The organism is Parasphingorhabdus flavimaris (assembly GCF_013371215.1).
GTDB lineage: Bacteria > Pseudomonadota > Alphaproteobacteria > Sphingomonadales > Sphingomonadaceae > Parasphingorhabdus > Parasphingorhabdus flavimaris.
The window spans coordinates 216,266-237,993 of record NZ_JABWMH010000003.1 but is presented as its reverse complement, the minus strand read 5'-3'; the positions used below and the strand labels follow the sequence as shown (position 1 = coordinate 237,993).

Annotated in this window: 19 protein-coding genes; 6 read left to right on the top strand and 13 right to left on the bottom strand. The window is 59.4% G+C overall.

Translation table 11 applies throughout. The features are described from left to right. Window positions 1-192: 192 nt before the first annotated feature. The 6 genes from HUO14_RS10045 to HUO14_RS10020 form a co-directional block, all read right to left on the bottom strand. Window positions 193-1,302, bottom strand: coding sequence for an OmpA family protein (locus HUO14_RS10045; protein WP_176279766.1), 1,110 nt, complete (start codon window positions 1,300-1,302; stop codon window positions 193-195). Between the two features lie 191 nt (window positions 1,303-1,493). Beyond that, window positions 1,494-1,841, bottom strand: coding sequence for a DUF2793 domain-containing protein (locus HUO14_RS10040; RefSeq protein WP_176279765.1), 348 nt, complete (start codon window positions 1,839-1,841; stop codon window positions 1,494-1,496). Then, window positions 1,807-2,358: a terminase large subunit domain-containing protein gene (locus HUO14_RS10035; RefSeq protein ID WP_343046089.1), complete on the bottom strand. Its 552-nt coding sequence runs from the start codon at window positions 2,356-2,358 to the stop codon at window positions 1,807-1,809. The genes HUO14_RS10040 and HUO14_RS10035 overlap by 35 nt, the downstream gene beginning before the upstream one ends. Further along, window positions 2,348-2,836 (bottom strand): hypothetical protein, encoded by a 489-nt coding sequence (locus HUO14_RS10030; protein WP_176279764.1) that lies wholly within the window; start codon window positions 2,834-2,836, stop codon window positions 2,348-2,350. The genes HUO14_RS10035 and HUO14_RS10030 overlap by 11 nt, the downstream gene beginning before the upstream one ends. Window positions 2,837-3,008: 172 nt before the next feature. Next, on the bottom strand, window positions 3,009-4,784 hold the full coding sequence (locus HUO14_RS10025; RefSeq protein ID WP_176279763.1) for a patatin-like phospholipase family protein: 1,776 nt from the start codon (window positions 4,782-4,784) through the stop codon (window positions 3,009-3,011). Window positions 4,785-4,876: 92 nt separating this feature from the next. Next, the gene (locus HUO14_RS10020) at window positions 4,877-5,944 is read right to left on the bottom strand and encodes a DUF2855 family protein (RefSeq protein WP_176279762.1); all 1,068 of its coding nucleotides are present in this window, start codon (window positions 5,942-5,944) and stop codon (window positions 4,877-4,879) included. 146 nt (window positions 5,945-6,090) lie between these two features. On the opposite strand from HUO14_RS10020, the gene HUO14_RS10015 reads away from it, so the two are divergent. The 4 genes from HUO14_RS10015 to HUO14_RS10000 all read left to right on the top strand — a co-directional run bounded on the left by HUO14_RS10015 (window position 6,091) and on the right by HUO14_RS10000 (window position 12,225). Next, window positions 6,091-7,647, top strand: coding sequence for an alanine/glycine:cation symporter family protein (locus HUO14_RS10015; RefSeq protein ID WP_343046088.1), 1,557 nt, complete (start codon window positions 6,091-6,093; stop codon window positions 7,645-7,647). Between the two features lie 12 nt (window positions 7,648-7,659). Then, window positions 7,660-8,241, top strand: coding sequence for a YqaA family protein (locus tag HUO14_RS10010; protein ID WP_176279761.1), 582 nt, complete (start codon window positions 7,660-7,662; stop codon window positions 8,239-8,241). A 75-nt stretch (window positions 8,242-8,316) separates the two neighbouring features. After that, window positions 8,317-9,690 carry a glutamate--cysteine ligase gene (locus HUO14_RS10005; RefSeq protein ID WP_176279760.1) on the top strand — a complete coding sequence of 458 codons (1,374 nt, stop codon included), beginning with the start codon at window positions 8,317-8,319 and terminating at the stop codon, window positions 9,688-9,690. Window positions 9,691-9,879: 189 nt separating this feature from the next. After that, complete coding sequence (locus HUO14_RS10000) at window positions 9,880-12,225, top strand: TonB-dependent receptor (protein WP_176279759.1); 2,346 nt, start codon at window positions 9,880-9,882, stop codon at window positions 12,223-12,225. Window positions 12,226-12,320: 95 nt separating this feature from the next. On the opposite strand, the gene dinB is transcribed toward HUO14_RS10000, so the two are convergent. Next, complete coding sequence (gene dinB / locus HUO14_RS09995; protein WP_176279758.1) at window positions 12,321-13,445, bottom strand: DNA polymerase IV; 1,125 nt, start codon at window positions 13,443-13,445, stop codon at window positions 12,321-12,323. 39 nt (window positions 13,446-13,484) lie between these two features. After that, a complete protein-coding gene (locus HUO14_RS09990; RefSeq protein ID WP_176279757.1) occupies window positions 13,485-15,056 on the bottom strand; it encodes a pentapeptide repeat-containing protein in 1,572 nt (523 codons plus the stop codon). Window positions 15,057-15,145: 89 nt separating this feature from the next. Between HUO14_RS09990 and HUO14_RS09985 the strand changes: the two genes are divergently transcribed. Continuing rightward, the gene (locus HUO14_RS09985) at window positions 15,146-16,399 is read left to right on the top strand and encodes a multidrug effflux MFS transporter (RefSeq protein WP_343046087.1); all 1,254 of its coding nucleotides are present in this window, start codon (window positions 15,146-15,148) and stop codon (window positions 16,397-16,399) included. Window positions 16,400-16,429: 30 nt separating this feature from the next. Next, window positions 16,430-16,864, top strand: coding sequence for a DUF2147 domain-containing protein (locus HUO14_RS09980; protein WP_176279756.1), 435 nt, complete (start codon window positions 16,430-16,432; stop codon window positions 16,862-16,864). Between the two features lie 30 nt (window positions 16,865-16,894). On the opposite strand, the gene HUO14_RS09975 is transcribed toward HUO14_RS09980, so the two are convergent. From HUO14_RS09975 to HUO14_RS09955, 5 genes are all read right to left on the bottom strand, one after another. After that, window positions 16,895-17,905: an SO2930 family diheme c-type cytochrome gene (locus HUO14_RS09975; RefSeq protein ID WP_176279755.1), complete on the bottom strand. Its 1,011-nt coding sequence runs from the start codon at window positions 17,903-17,905 to the stop codon at window positions 16,895-16,897. Further along, window positions 17,905-19,098, bottom strand: a complete 1,194-nt coding sequence (locus HUO14_RS09970) for a parallel beta-helix domain-containing protein (protein ID WP_176279754.1) — start codon at window positions 19,096-19,098, stop codon at window positions 17,905-17,907. Before HUO14_RS09970 ends, HUO14_RS09975 begins: the two co-directional genes overlap by 1 nt. 128 nt (window positions 19,099-19,226) lie before the next feature. Continuing rightward, window positions 19,227-19,922, bottom strand: coding sequence for an aspartate/glutamate racemase family protein (locus HUO14_RS09965; RefSeq protein WP_176279753.1), 696 nt, complete (start codon window positions 19,920-19,922; stop codon window positions 19,227-19,229). A 36-nt stretch (window positions 19,923-19,958) separates the two neighbouring features. Then, a complete protein-coding gene (locus HUO14_RS09960; protein ID WP_176280169.1) occupies window positions 19,959-21,380 on the bottom strand; it encodes an NAD(P)(+) transhydrogenase (Re/Si-specific) subunit beta in 1,422 nt (473 codons plus the stop codon). Window positions 21,381-21,430: 50 nt separating this feature from the next. Continuing rightward, window positions 21,431-21,727 (bottom strand): NAD(P) transhydrogenase subunit alpha part 2, encoded by a 297-nt coding sequence (locus tag HUO14_RS09955; RefSeq protein WP_176279752.1) that lies wholly within the window; start codon window positions 21,725-21,727, stop codon window positions 21,431-21,433. Window position 21,728 lies beyond the last annotated feature (1 nt).

The window sequence follows — 21,728 nt, the reverse complement described above, 5'->3', positions numbered from 1 at the left end:
CCCGGTTCGGCAATCCGCTTCTATGCCCCGGCTCCCGAAAGGTTCACACGCGCCGGTGTATGACCCTGCTCTGAGGCCACAGTTTCGTCGAGACGAAAAGCAAGATCGCTGAATAGCTTCGTTTGCGGACCTGAAACGAAAAAGGGCCGGTCCGAAGACCAGCCCTTTCTACAATAAGCATTTATGTTGGTATTAGTTACCCGAACCAGGTCCGTACATAACTTCAACACGACGGTTCTGCGGTTCGCGAACACCGTCTGCAGTGTCAACGCGAGGACGCGATTCACCGAAGGCTTCGCTTGCAATAACGCCAGCACCGATGCCGCGTGATTCAAGATAAGCACGAACGGCCGCGTTGCGACGCTGGGACAGACCGACGTTGTAGCTGGCAGAACCAGATTTGTCAGCGTGACCAGCCAGCATGACCTGAGCCGAACCACAATCACCATATGCGGTAACCGCATTGTCGAGAACCGAAGCCGCTTCTGGTGTGATGTCCGACTGATCCCAGTCAAAGAACACAATATAAGGGCCAGGTGCACATACTGCCGGTGGTGGTGGCGGTGGTGGCGGTGGTGGCGGTGGTGGTGGTGGTGGAGGCGGTGGCGGTGGTGGTGCCGCTGGTTCGCCGCCGAAGTTGTAGATCAGGCTACCCAGAACAGAGTGGGTCCGCAGACGCGTGTCAGCGGTACGACCAAGTTGGTCTACAAGATTGATCTTGTCAGCATTGAAGAAGCGGTATTTCAGACCCACATCCCAGTTATCGCTCAATGGAGCGCGAACGCCAGCAAGCAACTGCCATGCAAAACCAGTATCCGAGTCATCAAGATAAGGTCCTGCAAGGATATTGGTAACTTCGGTCCGTGCAACGCCGACGCCGCCGCCAGCAAAGCCCTGGATGCCGTCATCGTCGCCAAAATCAAGCAAACCGTTCAGCATGAAGCTGAGCGCATTTACTTCGCCATTGATTGAATAGACTCCAGTGGCCGTTGGACCGGAACCATTCGCGGTCTGAGGCAGACCGGGCGCACCGGCTTGCACACGATCGGCAGCAGCTGATTTATAACCAACTTCGGCTTCCAACCGGAAACCTCCAAAATCATATCCGACGATGCCGTCAAAGTCGTAACCGGCGTCATGATCAACTTCAAACGCGCCATTGTTGCCGGCAACGTTCATAGACAAATCTTCGGCGATCATTGCACCGCCCTCGACACCAACATACCACTGGCTATCACGAGCCAGTGCAGGTGTTGCGAGCGCTGTGGAGGCAAGCGCCATTCCTAAGGCAAGCTTCCGCATTTATATTCCCCTTCTCATTTAGGTTCTAAATTTCACGCCGCTTTCTAACCTCTCGCCACTGTCAGTGCAAGCAGCCAAATCGCATAACTGTTGCGAAAATGTCGCCATTTTCGGTGTTTAGGCCAAAAAATGGTGTTGAGAATTGGCCCAGCGGGGCGATTCCGCTTTTCTACACGCCACTGCCAACATCATCATGTGGTGGAATTGAGAATCCCCTGCGCTTCAAGAGCGGTCAGAATCGAATCGATGGCACTCCGGGCCTCAACATCGATGACAGAACCCGACACCGGGGCCTCGACTTCTACTGTCGGCTGCCAGGTTTCCTTATAAACTGCAAAATTGTCGTTCGATTCGATATAGATGCGCATCAACGGATGCGGCAAGAAAAACTGCCAGCCATTGCCTGACCAGCCAGCGATTTGATCATCATGATCCAGCCAGTCACCGATAGCGCCCGGACCCACAAGCCAGGACTGGCCGGGAACGGGGGCAATGGATGCCGGATCAGTTTCGATCGCCTGCACGATCGGATGAATCAAAAAGTCGATACGGGTCAGGGCTTCGTTGTGGAACAACTCCTTGTGCGCCTGGCCCGCAGCCATGGCTGTGCTGGGGACCGCGCAGGCCCTCCGGTTCGGCAGCCGAATAGAGATGCGCCTGCGCGCCGTTATTCCAGGTCAGCCGCTTCAGCGACGGTTCCCAGACCGGACGCTGCTTCGGCGGCGCAATCAAAAGCAGGCCGCTTTCCCCTTCGACCATCACCGTGCGCGTTTCGGCATAGTTCGCGCCAACTAGGGCAAAGCGCGCGCTACCATCGCCTTCGGCAATATGGCGCACCCATTCCGCCCCGGCCCGGGTCTTGCCGAAGCCGCGGCCCGCCATGATCAGCCAGATCGACCAGTCGCCATCAGGCGGCAATTGTTCGGGCCGCGCCCAAAAGGGCCAGCGATACAGAAATTCCTGCTGCTCTACCGTGCTCAGCCGCGAGACAAACAGTTTGCGATCGCGCGGCTTCAGTCGGGCCAATATCTCCGTCGCATTGGCATCATTCATCATTGTCAAAAGCCGTCGACCCTGTGCGCCCCTCGGCCAGCGCCTCCCGCTTGAGCAGCTTTTCGCGCATATCCGCCAGCTTCCGGTCAAGGCTCGCGCGCACCTGTTCGGGGTTGATATCCTCCTCTGCTGCGCGGGTCATCGCCACCATATGCCGGTGCGCCAGCAATAGTTTGACGCCAATGCCGTCATTATAGTGCCGGACCCTCGCCACTTCTTTTCCTTCGTGGAAAACCGGCTTCTCGACGCCGTTGCGCGCGCGCTCGAGCATATCGACTTCGAGCAGCTCATAGCCTGCCGCCAGCGAGCGCATCCATGCGCGAAAAAATTCCGGATCGCGCTCGCGCCAAAGATAGACGGTCGACACCGAAACATTGGCGGCTGTGGCAGAATTTTTGATGTGCGAACTGATTGCGAGTTCTTTCAGGAATTTCAGCTTGCGCCTGTCGTCATATAGTCCCCTGATTTCCGATTTTGCCATGGCCTACTCCGTGCCGGACCGCCGCGAACCGTCCGGGCATAAAAAAGGGCCTTCCGGTCGGAACGGCCCCGCCTGTCTGGCGGGGTCATTCAGAGCCGGTTGGCCCGAATCACAATTTCGCGATGTTCCTGATATGTACCCAAACAGCGTGACGATGTCAAGATAATTTTACCTATTTGGTAAAATCAGTCTGAAAGTCCAGCGTTGGCAACACATGCTCGCTGATATAGTCCGCCGCCATTTCCGCCAGTTCCCGGCCGAGATGCCAGTCCAGTATCTGCATGTTGGCGATAATCGGCGGGTTCACCAATATGTCCTGATCGCCGAGCATTTCCTTCGACGCCATCCGGCTCGCGACCACCATCGAACGCGACATGATCTCGACGATCGAGGGAAATTCGATCTCCCGCTTGCGCCGCATGATCACGTCTCTCAGCAGGCTCCACCGCCCGCGGATATCATCATAGGCAACGTCGGTGCGCCATATTTCATGCGGATCTCCCAGCGACACGACGATGTTCGGCCCGGACTTGAGCCCGTGCATCACCTTGACCGGGACATTGTCGAGCACCCCGCCGTCGACCAGGATATTGCCGTCCTTGTCGATGAACGGCGGCAATATGGTTGGCAGCGAGCCCGAGGCCCGGACGCATTCCCACAGCGGCCCCCGCCGGTGGATATGCAGGCCGTTGGTCGAAAGATTGGTCGAAACACCAAAGAAATTGATCGGCTGGTCGGCAATGTCTCTCGTCCCGTAGCGGGTTCTCAATTCGCTATCGAACACCGTCGGATCGAGCAGCGAATAGATTGGCAGCGTCAGCCGTTTCATCGCCTTGGCATGAATGAACATCGCCTCCATCTGGTCGAGCGTCTCGTCCACCGTCATCCCGCGCGCAATCGCGCCGCCCATCGCCGCGCCCGCGCTGGCCCCGCCGATAAAGTCGATCGGGATGCTTGCCCGTCGCAATGCCTTGATCACACCGAGATGCGCGCAGCCGAGCGCCCCGCCCCCCGCCAGCACCACGCCGACAGCGCGACCGGTCATGAACCGGGCAATCTTGGTGAAATCCGCATCATTGTCGAGCGCGACATGATGGTGCAATTTGGGGCTTCGCGGATCGATCCACTCGCCGCTCTTGCTGATCAGCTTGTCGACGCTTGTCCGCAACAACAACAGGGTCCGCTGCGGCTCCGCGATCCAGCGCATTGCCGCAACTTCCATCGCATTGGGTTCGGGGTCGGTCTGACCGGGCCGGGCGACCATCACCAGCGCATCCGCGTTGCGGCAGACCATCTGCCCCCAATCATCCGGCCCGCTACCGTCGATCAGGACATAGGCCCCCTTCGCTTCCTGTTCGGCGAGCCACGACTGATATTCCTGCGCATCCGCGGCTTCGCTGGTCGCGCGGTCGATCGGGATAACCGGCGTATCCGGCGCGACCACCGCTTCAAACGCATTGGCCAGCCTTGCCAGAAATCCGTCGGGCAATTTGCTGGTTCCGGAGGGCAATATCGCGATCACACGCGGAATATTGGACGAAATTGACGACGTCCGCGCAGTGGCGACCGCCAGCCGCTCGGAAACCAGCTTCAGCATGGCAACGTTCAGCTCGGGATAAAGCGCCGCGATTTTGTCAAATGCCTCTCGCGAGATTTCGCGCACGGTCGAATCGCGCGTCGCAATGACATCGGCGGTGCGCTTGCCCCCGGCGAAAAAGGCGAGTTCTCCGACCGCTTCACCGGCTTCGATATGGGCGACAATCCGCATCTTGTTGACCACCACCCGAAAACGGCCGGATTCGACAAAATATAGCGCGTCAGCATCGTCGCCCTGGCGAACCAGCGCCTCACCCCCCGCGACGTGGCGCATCGCGGAAGCCGATTGCAGCGCTTTCAAGGCCTCGGGTGAGACGCCCTCAAAAAGCGAGTGACGAGCCAGATCCGGCATATCTGATGGTCCATCCAAACTGTTTCCCCCGTCGGTGCGACCCGCCTTGACCGGTTATCCCGCCATATGGTGCCAATATCAAGTCTTTGATATCACGTCATATGGCACATCAGTCCGCGACTGGGGGCCACCTCATTCGCCAGCATTGCCAGATATGCCGATTGCAAAGCCTCGCGTCCGTTCAAATCCTCTACCTTCAGATAGGCACTGGCACCCGCGACGAAGGCGGCAAATTGTTCATCGACCCGCGCCCGGAATGCCGGCGCCCCGATCTCCTTGATCAGGCTTTCCGCAGCGGTCGGGGCAAAGAACAGCTGTGGTTTCGGACCCTGCAGATCGTCGGCGCCGCCACGTTCGGAAACATGCGTTGCACCAACCAGCGAACTGAATTTGAGATTTTCGCCCCAATGGGCGTGGATCGCGCCAAGCAGCTGGCCATTGCCGGCAAAGTCGACCGAGACCGTTGGCTGCGCAGCGTCGGCCGCCGACAGATTGTCATAGGTCAGCACTTCGTCGTAAAGACCGGATTGCTCGACAAATGCCGTGTTCCCCGCCGAGGTCAGGCCGATGCGCTTGATCGAGGGGCTGAGACTTTTCGCGACCATCGCGAGACCCAGCGATGTTTTGGACGACGCGCTGGTCATCACCAGGGCCTCCGCTCCGAACCAGTCGTTCGAGCGCATGAAATCCTCGATCAGAAAGCTGGTGGTAAACAGCGGCTGGAAGATAGCCCGCTCTGCTTCCAGCGGTCCCTCACTCTGCCCGAGCCGGTTATACTGGTTGTAGATCATCGCCAGGCCCTGCCGGTGCGCAGCCCCATCGATGAAACCGCCGTCCTGGACGTTGGTTGGCGTGACCAGCAAATGGCTGGCCATCGGCAGATAGCCGTAAACCCTTTCCCCGACTGCAATATCGGGATTTTCCGAAGCCACGACATTGGCGAAACCCCAGACCGGAACAATGCCCCAGTCATCATCACCGGTCGGGAAGAAATTCCAGTAGCCAAAGCCGTCACCGACCACGGCATAAGTGATATTATTCGCCGTCAGGGCATATTTTTCGACTGCCAGCAGGACCTGACCCTCGGCCAGAGCCGGCAGATCGCTGTCATGCCATTGCGCTTTTGCCAGTTCGTTTTTCTTTACCCACAGGCTGTGCATGATGTCGTCTCCATCTATTTTTCGATTTCGTCGCAGCATAGGCTCTGTCGTCAGGATGGCAAAAGCATTTGCCAAAAACCATCGGCCTGCTAATCCTGCTGCACGGGACAGAATATGCGCCACAGGCGCCATCGGGGAGAAGTTTTGTGAGTACAGCACCTGTTTCAGGGCTTGAAGCGGCGATCGAGCCGATTACCAACCTATCGGATTTCATCTGGGGCGGCAGCTGGGCCGGGGAGGAAATTCTCCCGATTCCACCGATGGTCGTGATCCTGCTGGGCGCCGGCATCTATTTCATGATCGGCCTCCGCGGTTACCCGATATTCCGTCTTTTCCCGTCGCTGGCCGGTCTGTTCAAAAAATCCGACAAGAAGGGCGCGGGCGAGATATCTCCCTTCGCGGCTCTGTCGACCGCGCTGTCCGGCCAGGTTGGCACCGGCAATCTCGCCGGCGTCGCCACCGCGATCACGCTCGGTGGTCCGGGCGCGATCTTCTGGATGTGGGTAACCGCCCTGTTCGGCATGGCCCTCGCCTTCGCCGAAGGGTCGCTCGCCGTGCGCTTCCGGTCGCAGGCCGCTGACGGCACCTATCGCGGTGGCCCGATGACCTATATCGCCATCGGCCTCGGCCCGAAATGGAAATGGCTCGCGATTCTCTTCTGCCTCGGCACCCTGTTTTCCGCGCTGGTCACCGGCAATGGCATCCAGGCCAACAGCCTCGGCGACAGCGCCAACGAACTGTTCGGCGTGCCGGAATGGATCGGCGGCGCGGTGGCTGCGGTGGCGGTCTTTGCCGTGATCATCGGCGGCATCAAGTCGATCGGCAAGGTTGCCGAAACCATCGTGCCGTGGATGGCCGGCGCCTATCTGATCATGGCGCTGATCGCTCTCGGCATCAACCTGCCCTATCTGCCGGAAACCTTCGGCCGCATCTTCGACGGCGCGTTCAATGCGCAGTCAGCAACCGGCGGCTTCCTCGGCGCAGCGATCATCATGGCGATCCGCGCCGGTGTCGCGCGCGGCCTGTTCTCGAACGAGGCCGGACAGGGTTCGACCCCGATTGCCCACGCGGTTGCCCAGACCAACGATCCCGCAGCACAGGGCCGCTTTGCGATGATGGGCACGTTCATCGACACGGTGGTCATCTGCACGATGACCGCGCTGGTCATGCTGACAGTGGCCGGGGACTTCACCTATACCGATGCCGACGGCGTCAAGCAGGCCGTCGAACACGCCTGGCAGTCGGATCTCAACGGCTTTGCCATGACCTCCGGCGCCTATGCCGCGGCCTTCCCGTTCCTCGTCTTCGGCATTCCGATCGGCACATTGATCGTATCGGTCGCGCTGATCCTGTTCGTCTTCACCACCTTGCTCACCTGGAGCTATTATGGCGAACGGGCGATCACCTTCCTCTATGACCAGTTGCCGGGTTCCAGCCTCAAGGGCGAAAAAACCCTGCATATCATCTGGCGGATATTGTGGTGCATGGTCATTCTCATCGGTTCTTTCGCGCCGCTGCAGTTGGTCTGGCGTCTCGGCGACATTTCCAACGCCGCGATGACCCTGCCGAACATCATCGGCCTGCTCGCCCTCTCCGGCGTCGTCTTCGCGCTCGCCAAGGGCGACCGCACCGCCGGCACCGACCATGGCCGCGAGACACCGAAGGAGTTGCTCGAGGATATTTCCGGCACGCCGGGACACTAAGGTAAAAGAAAAATGCTCAAGCGGCTTTATGAATGGATGCTCGAAAAGGCGGGCCATCCACAGGCTCCCAAATGGCTCGCCGGAATCAGCTTTGCCGAATCCAGCTTCTTCCCGATTCCGCCGGACGTCATGCTGGCGCCGATGAGCCTCGCGCGGCCGGAGCGGGCCTACTGGTACGCCTTTGTCTGCACCGTCGCGTCGGTGCTCGGCGCCTTGCTCGGCTATGCAATCGGCTATTTCGTCTTTGAAACGGTCGGCCTGCCGATCCTCGAATTTTACGGCGTCACCGAAAAATTCGATGTTTTTGCGCAGAATTTCAACGAACAGGGATGGATCGTGGTCCTGCTCGCCGGTTTCACGCCGCTGCCATTCAAGGTGATCACCATCGCCGCGGGCAGCACCGCCATGCCGCTGCACATTCTGGTCGGGGCGGCGATCATCGCCCGCTCCGCGCGCTTCTTTCTGGTCGCGGCGCTGCTGCGCTTTTTCGGGCCGCCAATGAAACTCTGGATCGACAAGAATTTCGCGCTTGCAACGACTCTCGTCGGCATATTGTTCGTCGGTGGCTTTGCCGCGGTCAGCTGGTTGCTTTGACAAGAAACAATAGCTTTTAGCGCTCCACTATTTTTTTGAGTGGCCTAGCCACCGATGATTTCCTAAGGCTGGACGATGAGCACTAGACAGGTTTCCGACAGCAACGATCCTGTGATCGAGAATATCGCCCAATTGGTCGAGCCCATGGCCTCGGGCGAAAAACCCAGGGATCGCTGGCGGATCGGTACAGAACACGAGAAATTCGTCTATTCTACCAAGGATCATCACGCCCCCAGCTATGACGAACCCGGCGGCATAAAAGACCTGCTGCTCGCCATGCGGGAATTCGGCTGGAAGCCGGTCGAAGAAGGCGGCAAGGTCATCGCCATGTCGGGCAGCGACGGCGCGATCAGCCTCGAACCCGCCGGCCAGCTCGAACTGTCCGGCGCGCCGCTGGAAAATCTCCACGAGACCTGCAACGAAACCGGTCGCCACCTGCAACAGGTAAAGGCGATTGGCGAGAAGACCGGCACCGGCTTCCTCGGCATGGGCATGTGGCCGGACAAGACCCGCGCCGAACTGCCGATCATGCCCAAGGGCCGCTACGATATCATGCTCAGGCACATGCCCCGCGTCGGCAATCTCGGCCTCGACATGATGCTGCGCACCTGCACGATCCAGGTCAATCTCGACTATGCCAGCGAAGCCGACATGGCACAGAAATTCCGCGTCGGGCTGGCGCTGCAGCCGCTGGCCACCGCGCTGTTCGCCAATTCGCCCTTCACCGAAGGCAAGCCCAACGGCTACCAGAGCTTCCGCAGCCATATCTGGTCGGACACAGATCCGCACCGCACCGGCATGCTGCCCTTCGTGTTCGAGGACGGCTTCGGCTACGAACGCTATGCCGAATATATGCTCGACGTGCCGATGTATTTCGTTTTCCGCGACGGCAAATATATCGACGCCGCCGGCCTCAGCTTCCGCGATTTCCTCAAGGGCGAACTGTCGGTGCTGCCCGGCGAGAAGCCGACCATGTCCGACTGGACCGACCATCTCTCCACCGCCTTCCCGGAAGTGCGGCTGAAAAGCTTCCTCGAAATGCGCGGCGCCGACGGCGGACCGTGGAACCGCATCTGCGCCCTGCCCGCTTTCTGGGTCGGCCTGCTCTATGACCAGAATGCGCTCGATGCCGCCTGGGACCGGGTCAAGGGCTGGACCATGGAAGAGCGTGAAGCATTGCGCAACAACGTACCCAGGCAGGGCCTGGACACGCCGATCCCCAATGGTCAGACGCTCAAAGACCTGGCCAAGGAAATCCTCGACATATCCTCCGCCGGCCTCACCGCCCGCAATCGCCTCAACAGCAGCGGCGACAATGAAAGCGGTTTCCTCGACCCGCTCCGCGAAGTGGTCGCCAAGGGCAAATCACCGGCGGCGCAGCTGCTCGAACGCTATCATGGCGAATGGAATGGCGACGTCAGCCGGATCTATGACGAAATGAGCTTCTGACCGGGCCAAAAGGCGCTCATGGCCTTTTTTCGTAACAAAAAAGCAACAGTTGGTGGTGATTCGACCACAGCATGGTGCCCGCCAGCAGTGTTGGCTTGACCGCGCGCAAAACCGTCGGTCTGAATATGCAGCAAGGAAGAGGGGGCACTTCCGTCTCCCGACACATCTGAATAGCTGGAGATTCACGTCATGCGCCTCTGTTCCAAGCAGATTATTTCTCGTTCCACCCTAGCCGCGGCCTTGCTTGCCGGCGGCATCGTCCAACCGGCTTTTGCCCAGGACGAAACCGCAGCCGATGACGGTCAGGGGCTCGACGTGATCGTCGTCACCGCCCAGCGCCGCGAAGAAAATCTGCAGGATGTACCGCTCTCGGTCTCGACGATCAGCGACGACAAGCTGGCTGCCCTCGGCGCGGGCGGACAGGATGTACGGGCGCTATCTGCCCGTGTGCCTAGCCTTGTGGTCGAATCCTCCTTCGGACGGACCTTCCCGCGCTTCTACATTCGCGGCCTCGGCAACACCGATTTCGACTTCAACGCCTCGCAGCCGGTCAGCCTGGTCTATGATGACGTGGTTCTGGAAAACCCCATTCTCAAGGGCTTCCCGATTTTCGATCTCGAGCGCGTCGAAGTATTACGCGGACCGCAAGGCACATTATTTGGCCGTAACACGCCGGCCGGTATCGTAAAATTCGACTCGGTGAAACCGAAGGATGACCTGAGCGGTTTCGGCAGGGTCAGCTATGGCCGGTTCAATGCGGTCAATGCCGAGGCCGCACTGAACGTGCCGCTCGGCGAAGGCATTTCTGCCCGCGCCTCTGGCATGTACCAGCGGCAGGACGGCTGGGTCGACAATGTCAATCCGGGCAACCCGCAGACCAATGCGTTCGAAGGCTATGACGAATTCGCCGCGCGCCTGCAATTGCTGATGAACTTCACCGAGGATACCGAGCTGCTGCTGACCGGCCAGTATCGCAATCTCGACGGCACCGCGCGCGTCTTCCGCGCCAATATCTTCACCCGCGGCCAGGAGGGTCTCAATCCAGACTTCCGTCGCGACCAGGTTGCGGTCGACGGCCGCAACGAACAGAAGGTCAAGACCTACAATCTCTCAGGCCGTTTCAGCCATGACTTTGGCCCGGTTTCGCTGGTCTCGGTGACCAGCTTCTGGACCGGCGATGCGACTTCGGTTGGCGACGTCGATGGCGGCTTTGGCGCCAACTTCCTCCCGCCCGCACTCTATGGCCCCGGCGAAATCCCGTTCACGGCGGAAACCCGCGACAGTGTTCCTGCGCTGAGCCAGTTTACGCAGGAAATCCGGCTCGAAAGCAACGGCAACGGGCCGCTCAACTATCAGGCGGGCATCTTCTATTTTGACGAGCGGTTGCGCATCGTCAGCGAAAATTATTCCACGCTCGGCGATCCGCTCAACGCCCCCGGCGGGATCAATATTCTCGTCAGCCAGCGTCAGGACAGCGAAGCTTTCGGTCTGTTCGGCTCGCTGACCTATGCCCTCACCGATCAACTCAGCGTGACCGGCGGTATCCGCTACAACAAGGACGAGCGCGACTATTTCGTCGCCCGCACGCAGGATACGCAATTTCCGGCCTTCCTGCAAAATCCGCTGGGCAATGTCAGCCGTTCGGTTTCCGATGACAATATCACCTGGGATGCCAGTATCACCTACAAGGCCACCGAGGACGTCAATCTCTACGCCCGGGTTGCAAAAGGCTATCGCGCGCCGAGCATACAGGGCCGTATCCTGTTCCCGCCTGCAACCGCCACGCCGCTGGAAGACGGGGTCACCGTCGGCCAGTCGGAAACCATCCTCTCCTACGAAGCGGGCGTCAAAACCACCTTCCTCGATGGCCGTGGACGGTTCAACCTCAACGGCTTTTTCTATGATCTGGACAATGCCCAGCTGACCGCGGTCGGCGGCGGCATCAACGCCAACCGGCTGATCAACGCCGACAGCGTGCGCGGTTACGGCATGGAGATGGACGCGGAGCTCAAGCCGGTACCGGAATTGCTGCTCACCGCCAGCCTCAGCTACAACAAGACCGAAATCCGCGACGCCGGTCTCACCACAGCCGCCTGCGGTGCCACAAGGGTTGATACATTCCCGAACGTGTCGCTTTGCACACCGCTCGACCCGATCGTGACGCCGGCGGCGCCTTTTGCTGCGGCGATTGTCAATATCGACGGCAACAGCCTGCCACAGAGCCCCCGCTGGATTGCCAATGCCACGGCTCGCTATGGCATCCCGGTCGGCGACGGTGAAATCTATGCCTTCACCGACTGGTCCTATCGTTCGAAGATCAATTTCTTCCTCTACGAATCCATCGAATTCCAGGACAAGCGCCAGCTCGAAGGCGGCCTGCGAGTCGGCTACCAGACCGACAGTTTCGACATTGCCGGATTTGTCCGCAACATCACCAATGATGAATCGGCGGTCGGGGCGATCGACTTCAACAACCTGACCGGCTTCGTCAACGAACCACGGATCTGGGGCGTCGAAGCCGGCTTCAAATTCTAGGCTTCCTTTGCACCGCACGCGATGCGGAGCTCTCGAGGAAAAAGGATATGATCAGGAGCGAGCCGCGCACAGGGTGCGTGGCTCGCTTCTCTCGTTCAGGCCTGGAAATCAAACGCCGGCTGGATCTGATCATTCTTGGCATCGCCTTCTTCCTGTTCGGCTGATTCAGCGCCTTCCAGCGAGGATAGCGTCAGCCCGAGCAGCCGTACCCCGTTTTCCACCGGCATGATCTGCCCCAGCAGGTCCCGCCCGATGGCGGCAAATTCATTCTTGTCCGCGACATAATGGTCGGTGGATTTTGACCGCGTCACTTGCCGGAAATCGGCATATTTCGCCTTCAGCGTTACTGTCCGCCCGCGCGCCTCGCATTTCTCGATACTGTTCCAGACGATATCGATAATATGCTCGAACGCGTCGTGCATGTCATTGTCGCTGACCAGATCATCGCCATAGGTCCGCTCGCCGCCGACCGACTTGCGAATCCGGTGGGCGCGCACCTCGCGATGATCGACGCCGCGAGAGGCGCGGAACAGATAGCCTGCCGACTTGCCGAAATGCTGGCTCAGGAAATCCTGCGACTGGGCGCGCAGATCGGCCCCGGTGTGGATATCGAGCTTCGCCATCCGCTCGGCCGTTTTCGGTCCGACGCCATAGAAGCGCCGCACCGGTAGCCCGGCGACAAAATCCGCCCCCTGATGCGGCTTGATCACGCAAATACCGTCCGGCTTGTTCTGGTCCGAGGCGATTTTGGCGATGAACTTGTTATAGCTGACCCCGGCGCTGGCGGTGAGACCGGTCTGCTTCTTGATATCGGCCCGGATCATCTCGGCGATCCTTGTCGCATTGCCGATCCCCATCTTGTCCTCGGTGACATCGATATAGGCCTCGTCGAGCGACAAGGGCTCCACGAGATCGCTGTGCATGCGGAATATCGCGCGGATCTGCTGCGACACTTCGCGATAGACCTCGAACCGGTGCTTGACGAATATCAGGTCGGGGCAGCGGCGCTTGGCGGTCACCGAAGCCATGGCTGATCTCACGCCAAATTTGCGCGCTTCATAGGAAGCCGCCGCGACAACGCCGCGCTTCGACGAGCCACCCACCGCCACCGGCTTGCCGCGCAATTCGGGAAAGTCCCGCTGCTCGACGCTGGCGAAAAAGGCATCCATATCGATATGGATGATCTTGCGCTGCAGCAGATCGGGGGTGGAATCGGACATGGCGACAGTCTAGCGCCTGTTTCCCGGCTTGGGGAGCGGCTACATTTCTTCGTTCAACGATTTCCGGTAGTCTTCGATATACTCATTGCTGACTCGAATGCGGACCGTCTCCCCGAGACTGGCGCGCATTCCGCAACTCATGATATCCGCCGCCTCGGGATGGGTTTGATAATCCGGACGACCATCGGCAAATATCTCCAGCCGGTCTTCGAATATCCGGAAGACCGGAACAGCCGCCCCTTCCGATAGCGGAACATACCAGCCCGATGCCTTGTCGAAATAGAGATACGAGGCGTCGACGCTGCACAAATGGGCATTGGCTCCGATTGCGATTCCCTTGATCGCATAAAGCCCGTCATCGCGGCGTTCGATCAATATCTCGGTCATCGAAGCACCAACCAGAACCGGCGCGATTCTGGCAAATAGCGCCGAGGAAACCGTCTCGGCAGGTAGCGGCAGCAGGTCATCGATGAACAATGCCGCCTCTCCCCGCGCCAGCCATTGGCTCTCGCCCAGCAGGCCAAGCAACTGCCCCTTTCGATCGCTATAGCTTTCACGGATGCAGTCCGAGGGATATTCGGCCGCGCCGCACAGATTGCGTTCTTTCAGCCAGGCCCGCTGGTTTGCGATGACAGCGGAATCCTTCCCCTTGGCGCGTTTGTACAAGATGGCAATATCGCGGTCGGCCGCACGCAGGTCGCTGGCATATTCACCGCAAATTTCCTGTTCGACCTTGCTGTCTGCCTTGGCACAATCAAAAGACGGCTGCGCTTCCGCCGCCATCTGTACGGTATTTGCCGTCACCAGTTGCCGCGCTTCTTCGGCGGTCAAACTTACATCGCTGAGACCGCCGCGCAGGATGACGGCACCGCGGAAATCGCTCCTCGCCAGATCGGGCAATTGAAGGGGTCCGACAATCGACTGGTCAATTCTGGCACCGGCTAGATCGACAGCATGCAGACCAAAGCTGTGCAGCGTGGCGTCCGAGAAATCCGCTCCCTTCGCGCTCATTTTTGCCCCGCCCTGGTAGACCGGACAACCATCCGGAACCGTGATGCCGCATGCGAAAGTAAAGCCGGTCATATTGGCGCCGTCGAGATCCCAGCCCTCGACACTGCCCTCGAACCACCCGCCATCGAAATGTCCTCTGGAGAAATCCGCACCCTTTGCCGTCACATCCCGCAAACCGGCGTTGCGAAACAGGACACCGGACATATGTACCCCGTTCATGCTGGCGCCGCTCAGGTCTGCTTTGATGAACCCTACGCCAGGCGCCAATGCACCCGCAAAATTTGCCCCCGACAGATTGCTTTCGTCGAAGCAGACGCCGGGAAAGGACGTCCCGCTGAAATCCCAGCCGGAAAAATCGCCGCCTTTGACAATCAGCACGCCCGCTATCCGGCGGTCGGACAAGCGCAAGAAATCGGCTACCGACTTTATCTGCCCGCCATCGATTTCACGCCGCGTAGCAACCGGCTCGCCCTCTCCCCATATATCACCCGATATGGATGCGCAGCTGGCCGCTACCGGCGATGTTTCCGCCCGCACAGGGCCTGTTCCTGCCAGCGCCAATACAGCCAGTGCAAGCTGTGGAAACCATAACTTCGTCATCCCACTTCCCCTCGATTGCAAAGCCCTTCCGGCTCAAGCTTATCACTTCTACTATAGCCACACCCGCCCGACCTTGCCATAGGCCGCAGGTGCAAAACAAAGCCCTCCCCTTTCCGATCGGTCGCACCGAACTCATTATCATGATGGCCAGCCTGATGTCGCTGAACGCGCTGGCGATCGATATCATGTTGCCTGCACTCGGATTGATCTCCGATGATTTTGCCCTGCCCAGCGTCAACGACCGGCAATGGACCATCACCTCCTATATTTACGGCATGGCGATGGGCTCGATCCTATACGGTTCGCTTGCGGATCGTTTTGGCCGCAAGCCGGTGCTGCTGGTGACCATCGGCATCTATACGCTCTTCGGCATATTATGCGCCCTGGCCTGGGATTACGAACTGCTGCTGATCGGTCGTTTCATTCAGGGCCTCGCCGCGTCGGCAATGGGTGTGCTGGCGAACAGCATCATCCGCGATCGCTACGACGGCGATGCGATGGCCCGGTCCATGTCCACCATCATGATGGTGTTCATGATCGTTCCGATCACAGCCCCCTTGCTCGGCCAGCTGGTCCTCCATATTGCCCCGTGGAAAGCGATATTTCTGGTGCTGTCCACAGCCGGTCTGGCGACATTTCTGTGGGTCATGACACGGCTTCCGGAGACTCTGCATCCGGACGACAAGACCCCGATCAGGGCCCGATCCGTCGCCTCGGCTTGGCATGGAGTGATTTTTAACCGCAACAGTTTTGGCCATGTCATTGCCAGCGGCCTGATGATGGCGCCGCTCTTCGCTTATATCGCGTCGGCCCAGCAGATATTTTTCGATATATTCGGCGCCGGTGACATCTTCGTCTATATTTTTGCCCTGAGCGCGGGCGCGATGTCTATCGCCAGCTTCACCAACTCGCGGATCGTCATGCGCTTCGGCGCACGGCGGGTCTCCCAGTCCGCCTTGATCTTTTTCATTCTGGTGTCGATCATCCACTTCGCTCTTGCCGAGGCCGGGGGGCTCAATCTCTGGTCCTTTACCGCCGTGCTGGTGCCCTCGATGGCGATGGTTGGCTTCACCGGAGCCAATTTCAGTTCGATCGCGATGCAGCCTTTCGGCAGGACCGCGGGTGTTGCTTCCTCGTTCCAGAATTTCGCCAGGTCCGGCCTGTCTTCCGTCATCGGCGCCGCCATCGGCCTGCAATTTGACGGCACGGTCCTGCCGCTCGCCACCGGTTTCATGGTCTGTGGCATCGCGTCATTGGCGTTTATATTCTGGGCTGAAAAAGGAAAATTGTTCCGGCGTGTTCAGACTGGCGTAACCGCAAGTGATTTAGTGCCTCATTCCTGAATTACAAATCACCAGTACGGGAGCATGGCCATGTCGATTCTTACCCCCAGCAAAATAGCCGCGGCCCTGATCCCCGCTGCCATGCTCTTTGCCACCCCTGCGCTGGCAGCGGATTCGATTCACGGAAACTGGATCACCCAGGACCGCGATGCCGTCGTCAAAATATCCAAATGCGGCGCAACCGTCTGCGGCCGCATTCACAAATATCTGGTGACCCCGCCCAATGGCGTCGGGCAAAAGGATATCAACAATCCCGACAAGAAACTGCGCAACCGTACCTTGCTCGGCACCGCGATCCTCACCGGCTTCACCCCCGACGGCGACATCTGGCGCGGCAAGGTTTACGATCCCAAAACCGGCAAGACCTATCGCTCGGAAGTCAGCCTGAATTCGGCCAACAGTCTCAAGATGAAGGGCTGCGTCGCCTTTCTCTGCCAGGGCCAGAACTGGACCCGCGCGAAATAACGGATATCCGGCTTTCGCCGGCGCACCTCCCTACTCCATCTCCGCAATCCACTGGCTGAGCAGCGCCACGCCCTCGTCATGGACGATCGAGCGGCCGACTTCCGGCATGCTGATACCCGGATCGAGGCTGTTCAGACGATAGATCATGATGCTGCCGTCCGGATCACCCGGCGCGATGTCGAAATCATGGGTGCCGCTGCCCCGCCCCGCCGCGACCGGGCGTTTGTGGATGCCGATGCGCACCGGCATCTCTTCCTCATAGGTCAGGAACAGGCCGGAGTTGCTCGCCGAGCCACGGACATTGTGACAATGGGCGCAATTGACGTCGAGATAGCCGCGCGCACGATCCTTCAGCGGGGCGCTGCTGTCGCCCCAGACCGGCACGCGATATGCGACCTCCGGCTTCCGGTCGATCAGGCCAAGCCGCGCAAATTGCTCGAGCTGGCCGCCATGGGTCAGATTGCGCGCCTTGAGCCCGATCGGCGTCACCGCGTCCGACAGGGCATGGCATTCCTTGCACTGGTTCTTGTTCGGCACGGCATAGCTGATCGAACGCTGCTGCCCGGACGGATCGGTGAAAGTAACCGGGATACGCGCGCCCGCAACCTTCAGCTTCGCCTCGGTCTGCGCCTCGTTCCAGACATAGGGCAAAGCCAGCCAGCCGTCGGCGCGGTGCAGCAGCACCCGGGTCTCAAGCAGCATCGGCTTGCCATCGCGCTCATAGCCAAAGCTCTTGATCAGCGCGGACCCTACCGGAAAATCGAGCAGGCCGTCACCATTGGCTTTCGCCTGCGCGCCCTCGGGCACATAGATGAACCGATATTTCTCCGCATAATCGGAGAACAAAGGCATGTTCAGCTGATAGGGCACGACCCGCTCGTTCGGCTGCCAGCCCGAGGCGTCCTTGAAGAAGCGATAGTCCGACAGCATCCGCGGCAGGCCGTCGGACAGGATAACCCCGTCCGCCACGCTCGCCGGCTCGCGCGCGCCGGCCGAAAAGGCCAGCGCCGCGATCGCGCACGCAGAAGCCAGCCAGCGCATTATCTGATCGCGTCTTCCATCGCCTGCGGCAGGGTGATCGGTGTCAGCTGGCGACCGTCAAACGGTTCGCTGGCGCCCGCGACCAGCGACGGCTTTGCCTCGGCCAGCGACTGGCCGGGCGTGGTCAGCCCCATGGACAGGATCGCGACATCATCGCCGATCTGGAGATTTTCTCCGGTACCATCCTCGATAATCGGCGGGATCGCGCCGCCAAAGGCAGCCTTCAACTGCGCGCCGCCCGGAAAGGCCGGATTATAGCCGGCCCGGCCATGGTCATTTTCAAACACCCGCACGCCAATCGGCTTCGGGTTATAATTGGGGTCATCCTGCCCCTTGGTATAGGATACGATCAGGATATTGCCGGTGCCATTTTCGGCGAAGCGGTTTTCGAACACTTCCACTTCGTAATGCGACATCACCATCACCCCCATGCCGGCGGGAACCTCGGCGACAATATTGCCTTCGGGCGCGAAATTCGGCGTGTTGTTGTCGACCACGATATTGTCGAACACGCGGACATTGCGGCCGCCCTGTTTCGGAATATTGGGCAGATCGAAGACCAGGATGCCGCCGGTATTGTTGACCGCGACATTGTTGTAAACATCCGCGCCGATGCTGTTCTCGATCTCGATCCCGGCGACGTTGAATTTGGCGACGCTGTTGCGGACGATGATATTCTCCGACTGGCCGACATAAATCCCGGCGTCCGACGAGCCGATCGTCGTCACGCTGTCGACCAGCACGTTGCTGCTCTCGACCGGATAGATCGCATAGGCACCATTTTCCGGATGCGGCCCGCGGGTCCACTCGACCCGCAACCGGTAATAGACAATATTATCCGCGCCCTTCGACTTGATCCCGTCGCCCTTGCTGTCCTCGATCGCGAAATCGCGCAGCACGACATGGTCGGACGTTACCAGCAGACCTTCACCCGCGCCGAGTTGTCCGGCAAAATTGAGCACCGTCTGGTCCATGCCGGCACCGCGCACGGTGACATTGTCGACGTCGAGCGACAGGCCGTCGACCAGATCAAAGCGACCGGCCCCGAGTTCGATGACATCGCCGGGTTCGGCGAGAATCAGCGCTTCCTGCAGCCGTTCCTGCGCATCTTCGCCGGGTGCAACGCTAACGGTTTTGGCAAGTGTCGGGGCGCTCAGACATAGCGCGGTGGCAACCAGTAAACTGCGGATCATATCTCTCTCCTCCAAGAACAGAGGATAATGACGCAAAAACCGGCCGATGCCAAGAGCATTGACATTCATGTCAGTAGATTACCCGCCTTGGCAGTCCGGCTACGGCTTTGGTTCGGGGAAAAGGAAGCTCAGGCTTCGCCCAATATCCATTCGATCGCAGCATCAGCGTGAATCTCGGTGCTGTCGTAAATCGGCAGGATATTCGCCTTGGTATCGACAATCAAATCAAGCTCGGTGCATCCGAGCACGATCGCCTCGATCTCCTGCTTGGCGATATTGGTGATATAGGTTTTCATCGTCCGTTCGGACTCGCGCTTGGCCTGACCGAACATCAGTTCCTCGTAGATGATCCGGTCAATCTCCTCGACCCGCTCCTCGTCGGGCGGCGAAAGCGTGATACCCTTGCCGACCAGCCGCTTGCGATAGAAGCCCTCGGTCATCACGTTGCGCGTGCCGACCAGAGTCGCCGACTTTATCCCGTCGGCCACCATCTTGTCGCCGACACAATCCGCGATATGCAGGATCGGCACACCGATTTCCGGTTGTACCCGGTCATAGATCTTGTGCATCGCATTGGAACAGATCAGCACCGCCGTCGCGCCGCTATTTTCCAGCCGCTTGGCCGACCGCGTCATCAACCCGGCCGCAGCGTCCCAGTCATCGTCCGATTGCAGACGCGCATAGTCGCTGAAGTTGACGCTTTCGATCAACATATGCGGGCTGGAAAAGCCGCCGAGCCGGTTCTGCACGATGCGGTTGATCCGCGTATAATAGCTGGCCGTAGAGACCCAGCTCATTCCGCCAATCAGACCAATTTTCCGCATCGAATTTTATATCCCTGAAACATACGAGCCTGGCGTCTAGAGCGCCTTGACTATTTCCTCGCACATTTTCTTCGCATCGGAAAGCAGCATCATCGTCTGGTCCATATAAAAGACCTCGTTGTCGACGCCGGCATAGCCGACACCGCCCATCGAACGTTTGATGAAGAATATCGTCTTCGCTTTCTCGACATCGAACACCGGCATGCCGTAAATCGGCGATCCCTTGTCGGTTTTCGCCGCCGGATTGACCACGTCATTGGCCCCGATGATGAAAGCGACATCGGCCTGGGCAAATTCGCTGTTGATATCTTCCAGTTCGAAAACCTCGTCATAGGATACATTGGCTTCGGCGAGCAGGACGTTCATATGGCCCGGCATGCGGCCAGCCACCGGGTGGATCGCATATTTGACGTTGACGCCTTCTTCTTTCAGCAGATCGCCCATTTCGCGCAGCGCGTGCTGTGCCTGCGCCACCGCCATGCCATAGCCCGGAATGATGATCACATTCTCGGCCTGTTTCATCATATAGGCAGCATCCTCGGCCGAACCGCGTTTCCACGGGCGGTCGATCTTCGCCGCGCCGTCGCTCGGTCCGCTGTCGGCACCAAAGCCGCCGGCGATCACGCTGATGAAGCTGCGATTCATCGCCTTGCACATGATATAGGATAGGATCGCACCGGAAGAACCGACCAGCGCACCGGTGATGATCATCGCCGTGTTCCCGAGCGTAAAGCCCATCGCCGCTGCGGCCCAGCCGGAATAGCTGTTCAGCATCGACACAACCACGGGCATGTCCGCGCCGCCGATCGGAATGATCAGCAGGAAGCCGATCAGGAAGCTGAGGCCCACGATGGTCCAGAAAATCGCTCCCGTACCGACGGTGGGCGCAATGGCGAAATAGGCGGTCAGGCCAATGATCCCGGCCAATACGCCGAGATTGAGGACATGACGCATCGGCAGCATGATCGGCGCGCCCGACATATTGCCGTTGAGTTTCAGAAAGGCGATCACCGAACCGGAGAAGGTAATCGCACCAATAGCGACGCCAAGTCCCAGTTCGACCCGGCTGACGGTCAATATTTCACCCGTCGCGTCCAATATGCCAAAGGCACCGGGATTGAGATAGGCGGCTATACCGACCAGCACCGCGGCCAGACCGACAAGGCTGTGAAAAGCCGCAACCAGCTGCGGCATATCGGTCATCGCGATCCGGCGCGCGGTAAAGAAACCGATCGCGCCACCAATGGCGATGGCACCGGCGATTTCCGGCAGGCTGGCGATGCTGTGGGTCCACAGGGTGGTGACCACGGCAATCAACATCCCGACCATGCCGAAACGGTTGCCCGCCCGACTGGTTTCCGGCGAAGACAGGCCGCGCAGAGCAAAAATGAAGAGAACGCCAGCGACCAGATAGGCGGTGGCGACCCAGGGATTTACGGCTTCACCGGAAGCGGCCATCGCTGGCGTGGCGAAGAATAGCGCTGCTGCGCCCCCCAATAATGCGCGCATTATTTGCGCTCCTTTTTCTTGTACATCGCGAGCATCCGCTCGGTCACGGCAAAGCCGCCAAAAATATTCACGCTGGCGAGAACGACGCCGACCAGGCCGAGCCATTTCGCCACCTGGCTGCCGTCAGCCTGCGCTCCTGCAGCCGCCGCGATCAGCGCGCCGACGATGATCACCGAAGAAATCGCATTGGTCACCGCCATCAGCGGCGTGTGCAGGGCCGGGGTCACCGACCAGACGACATAATAGCCGACAAAACAGGCCATCACGAAGATTGAGAGTATTGATATAAAGTCCATG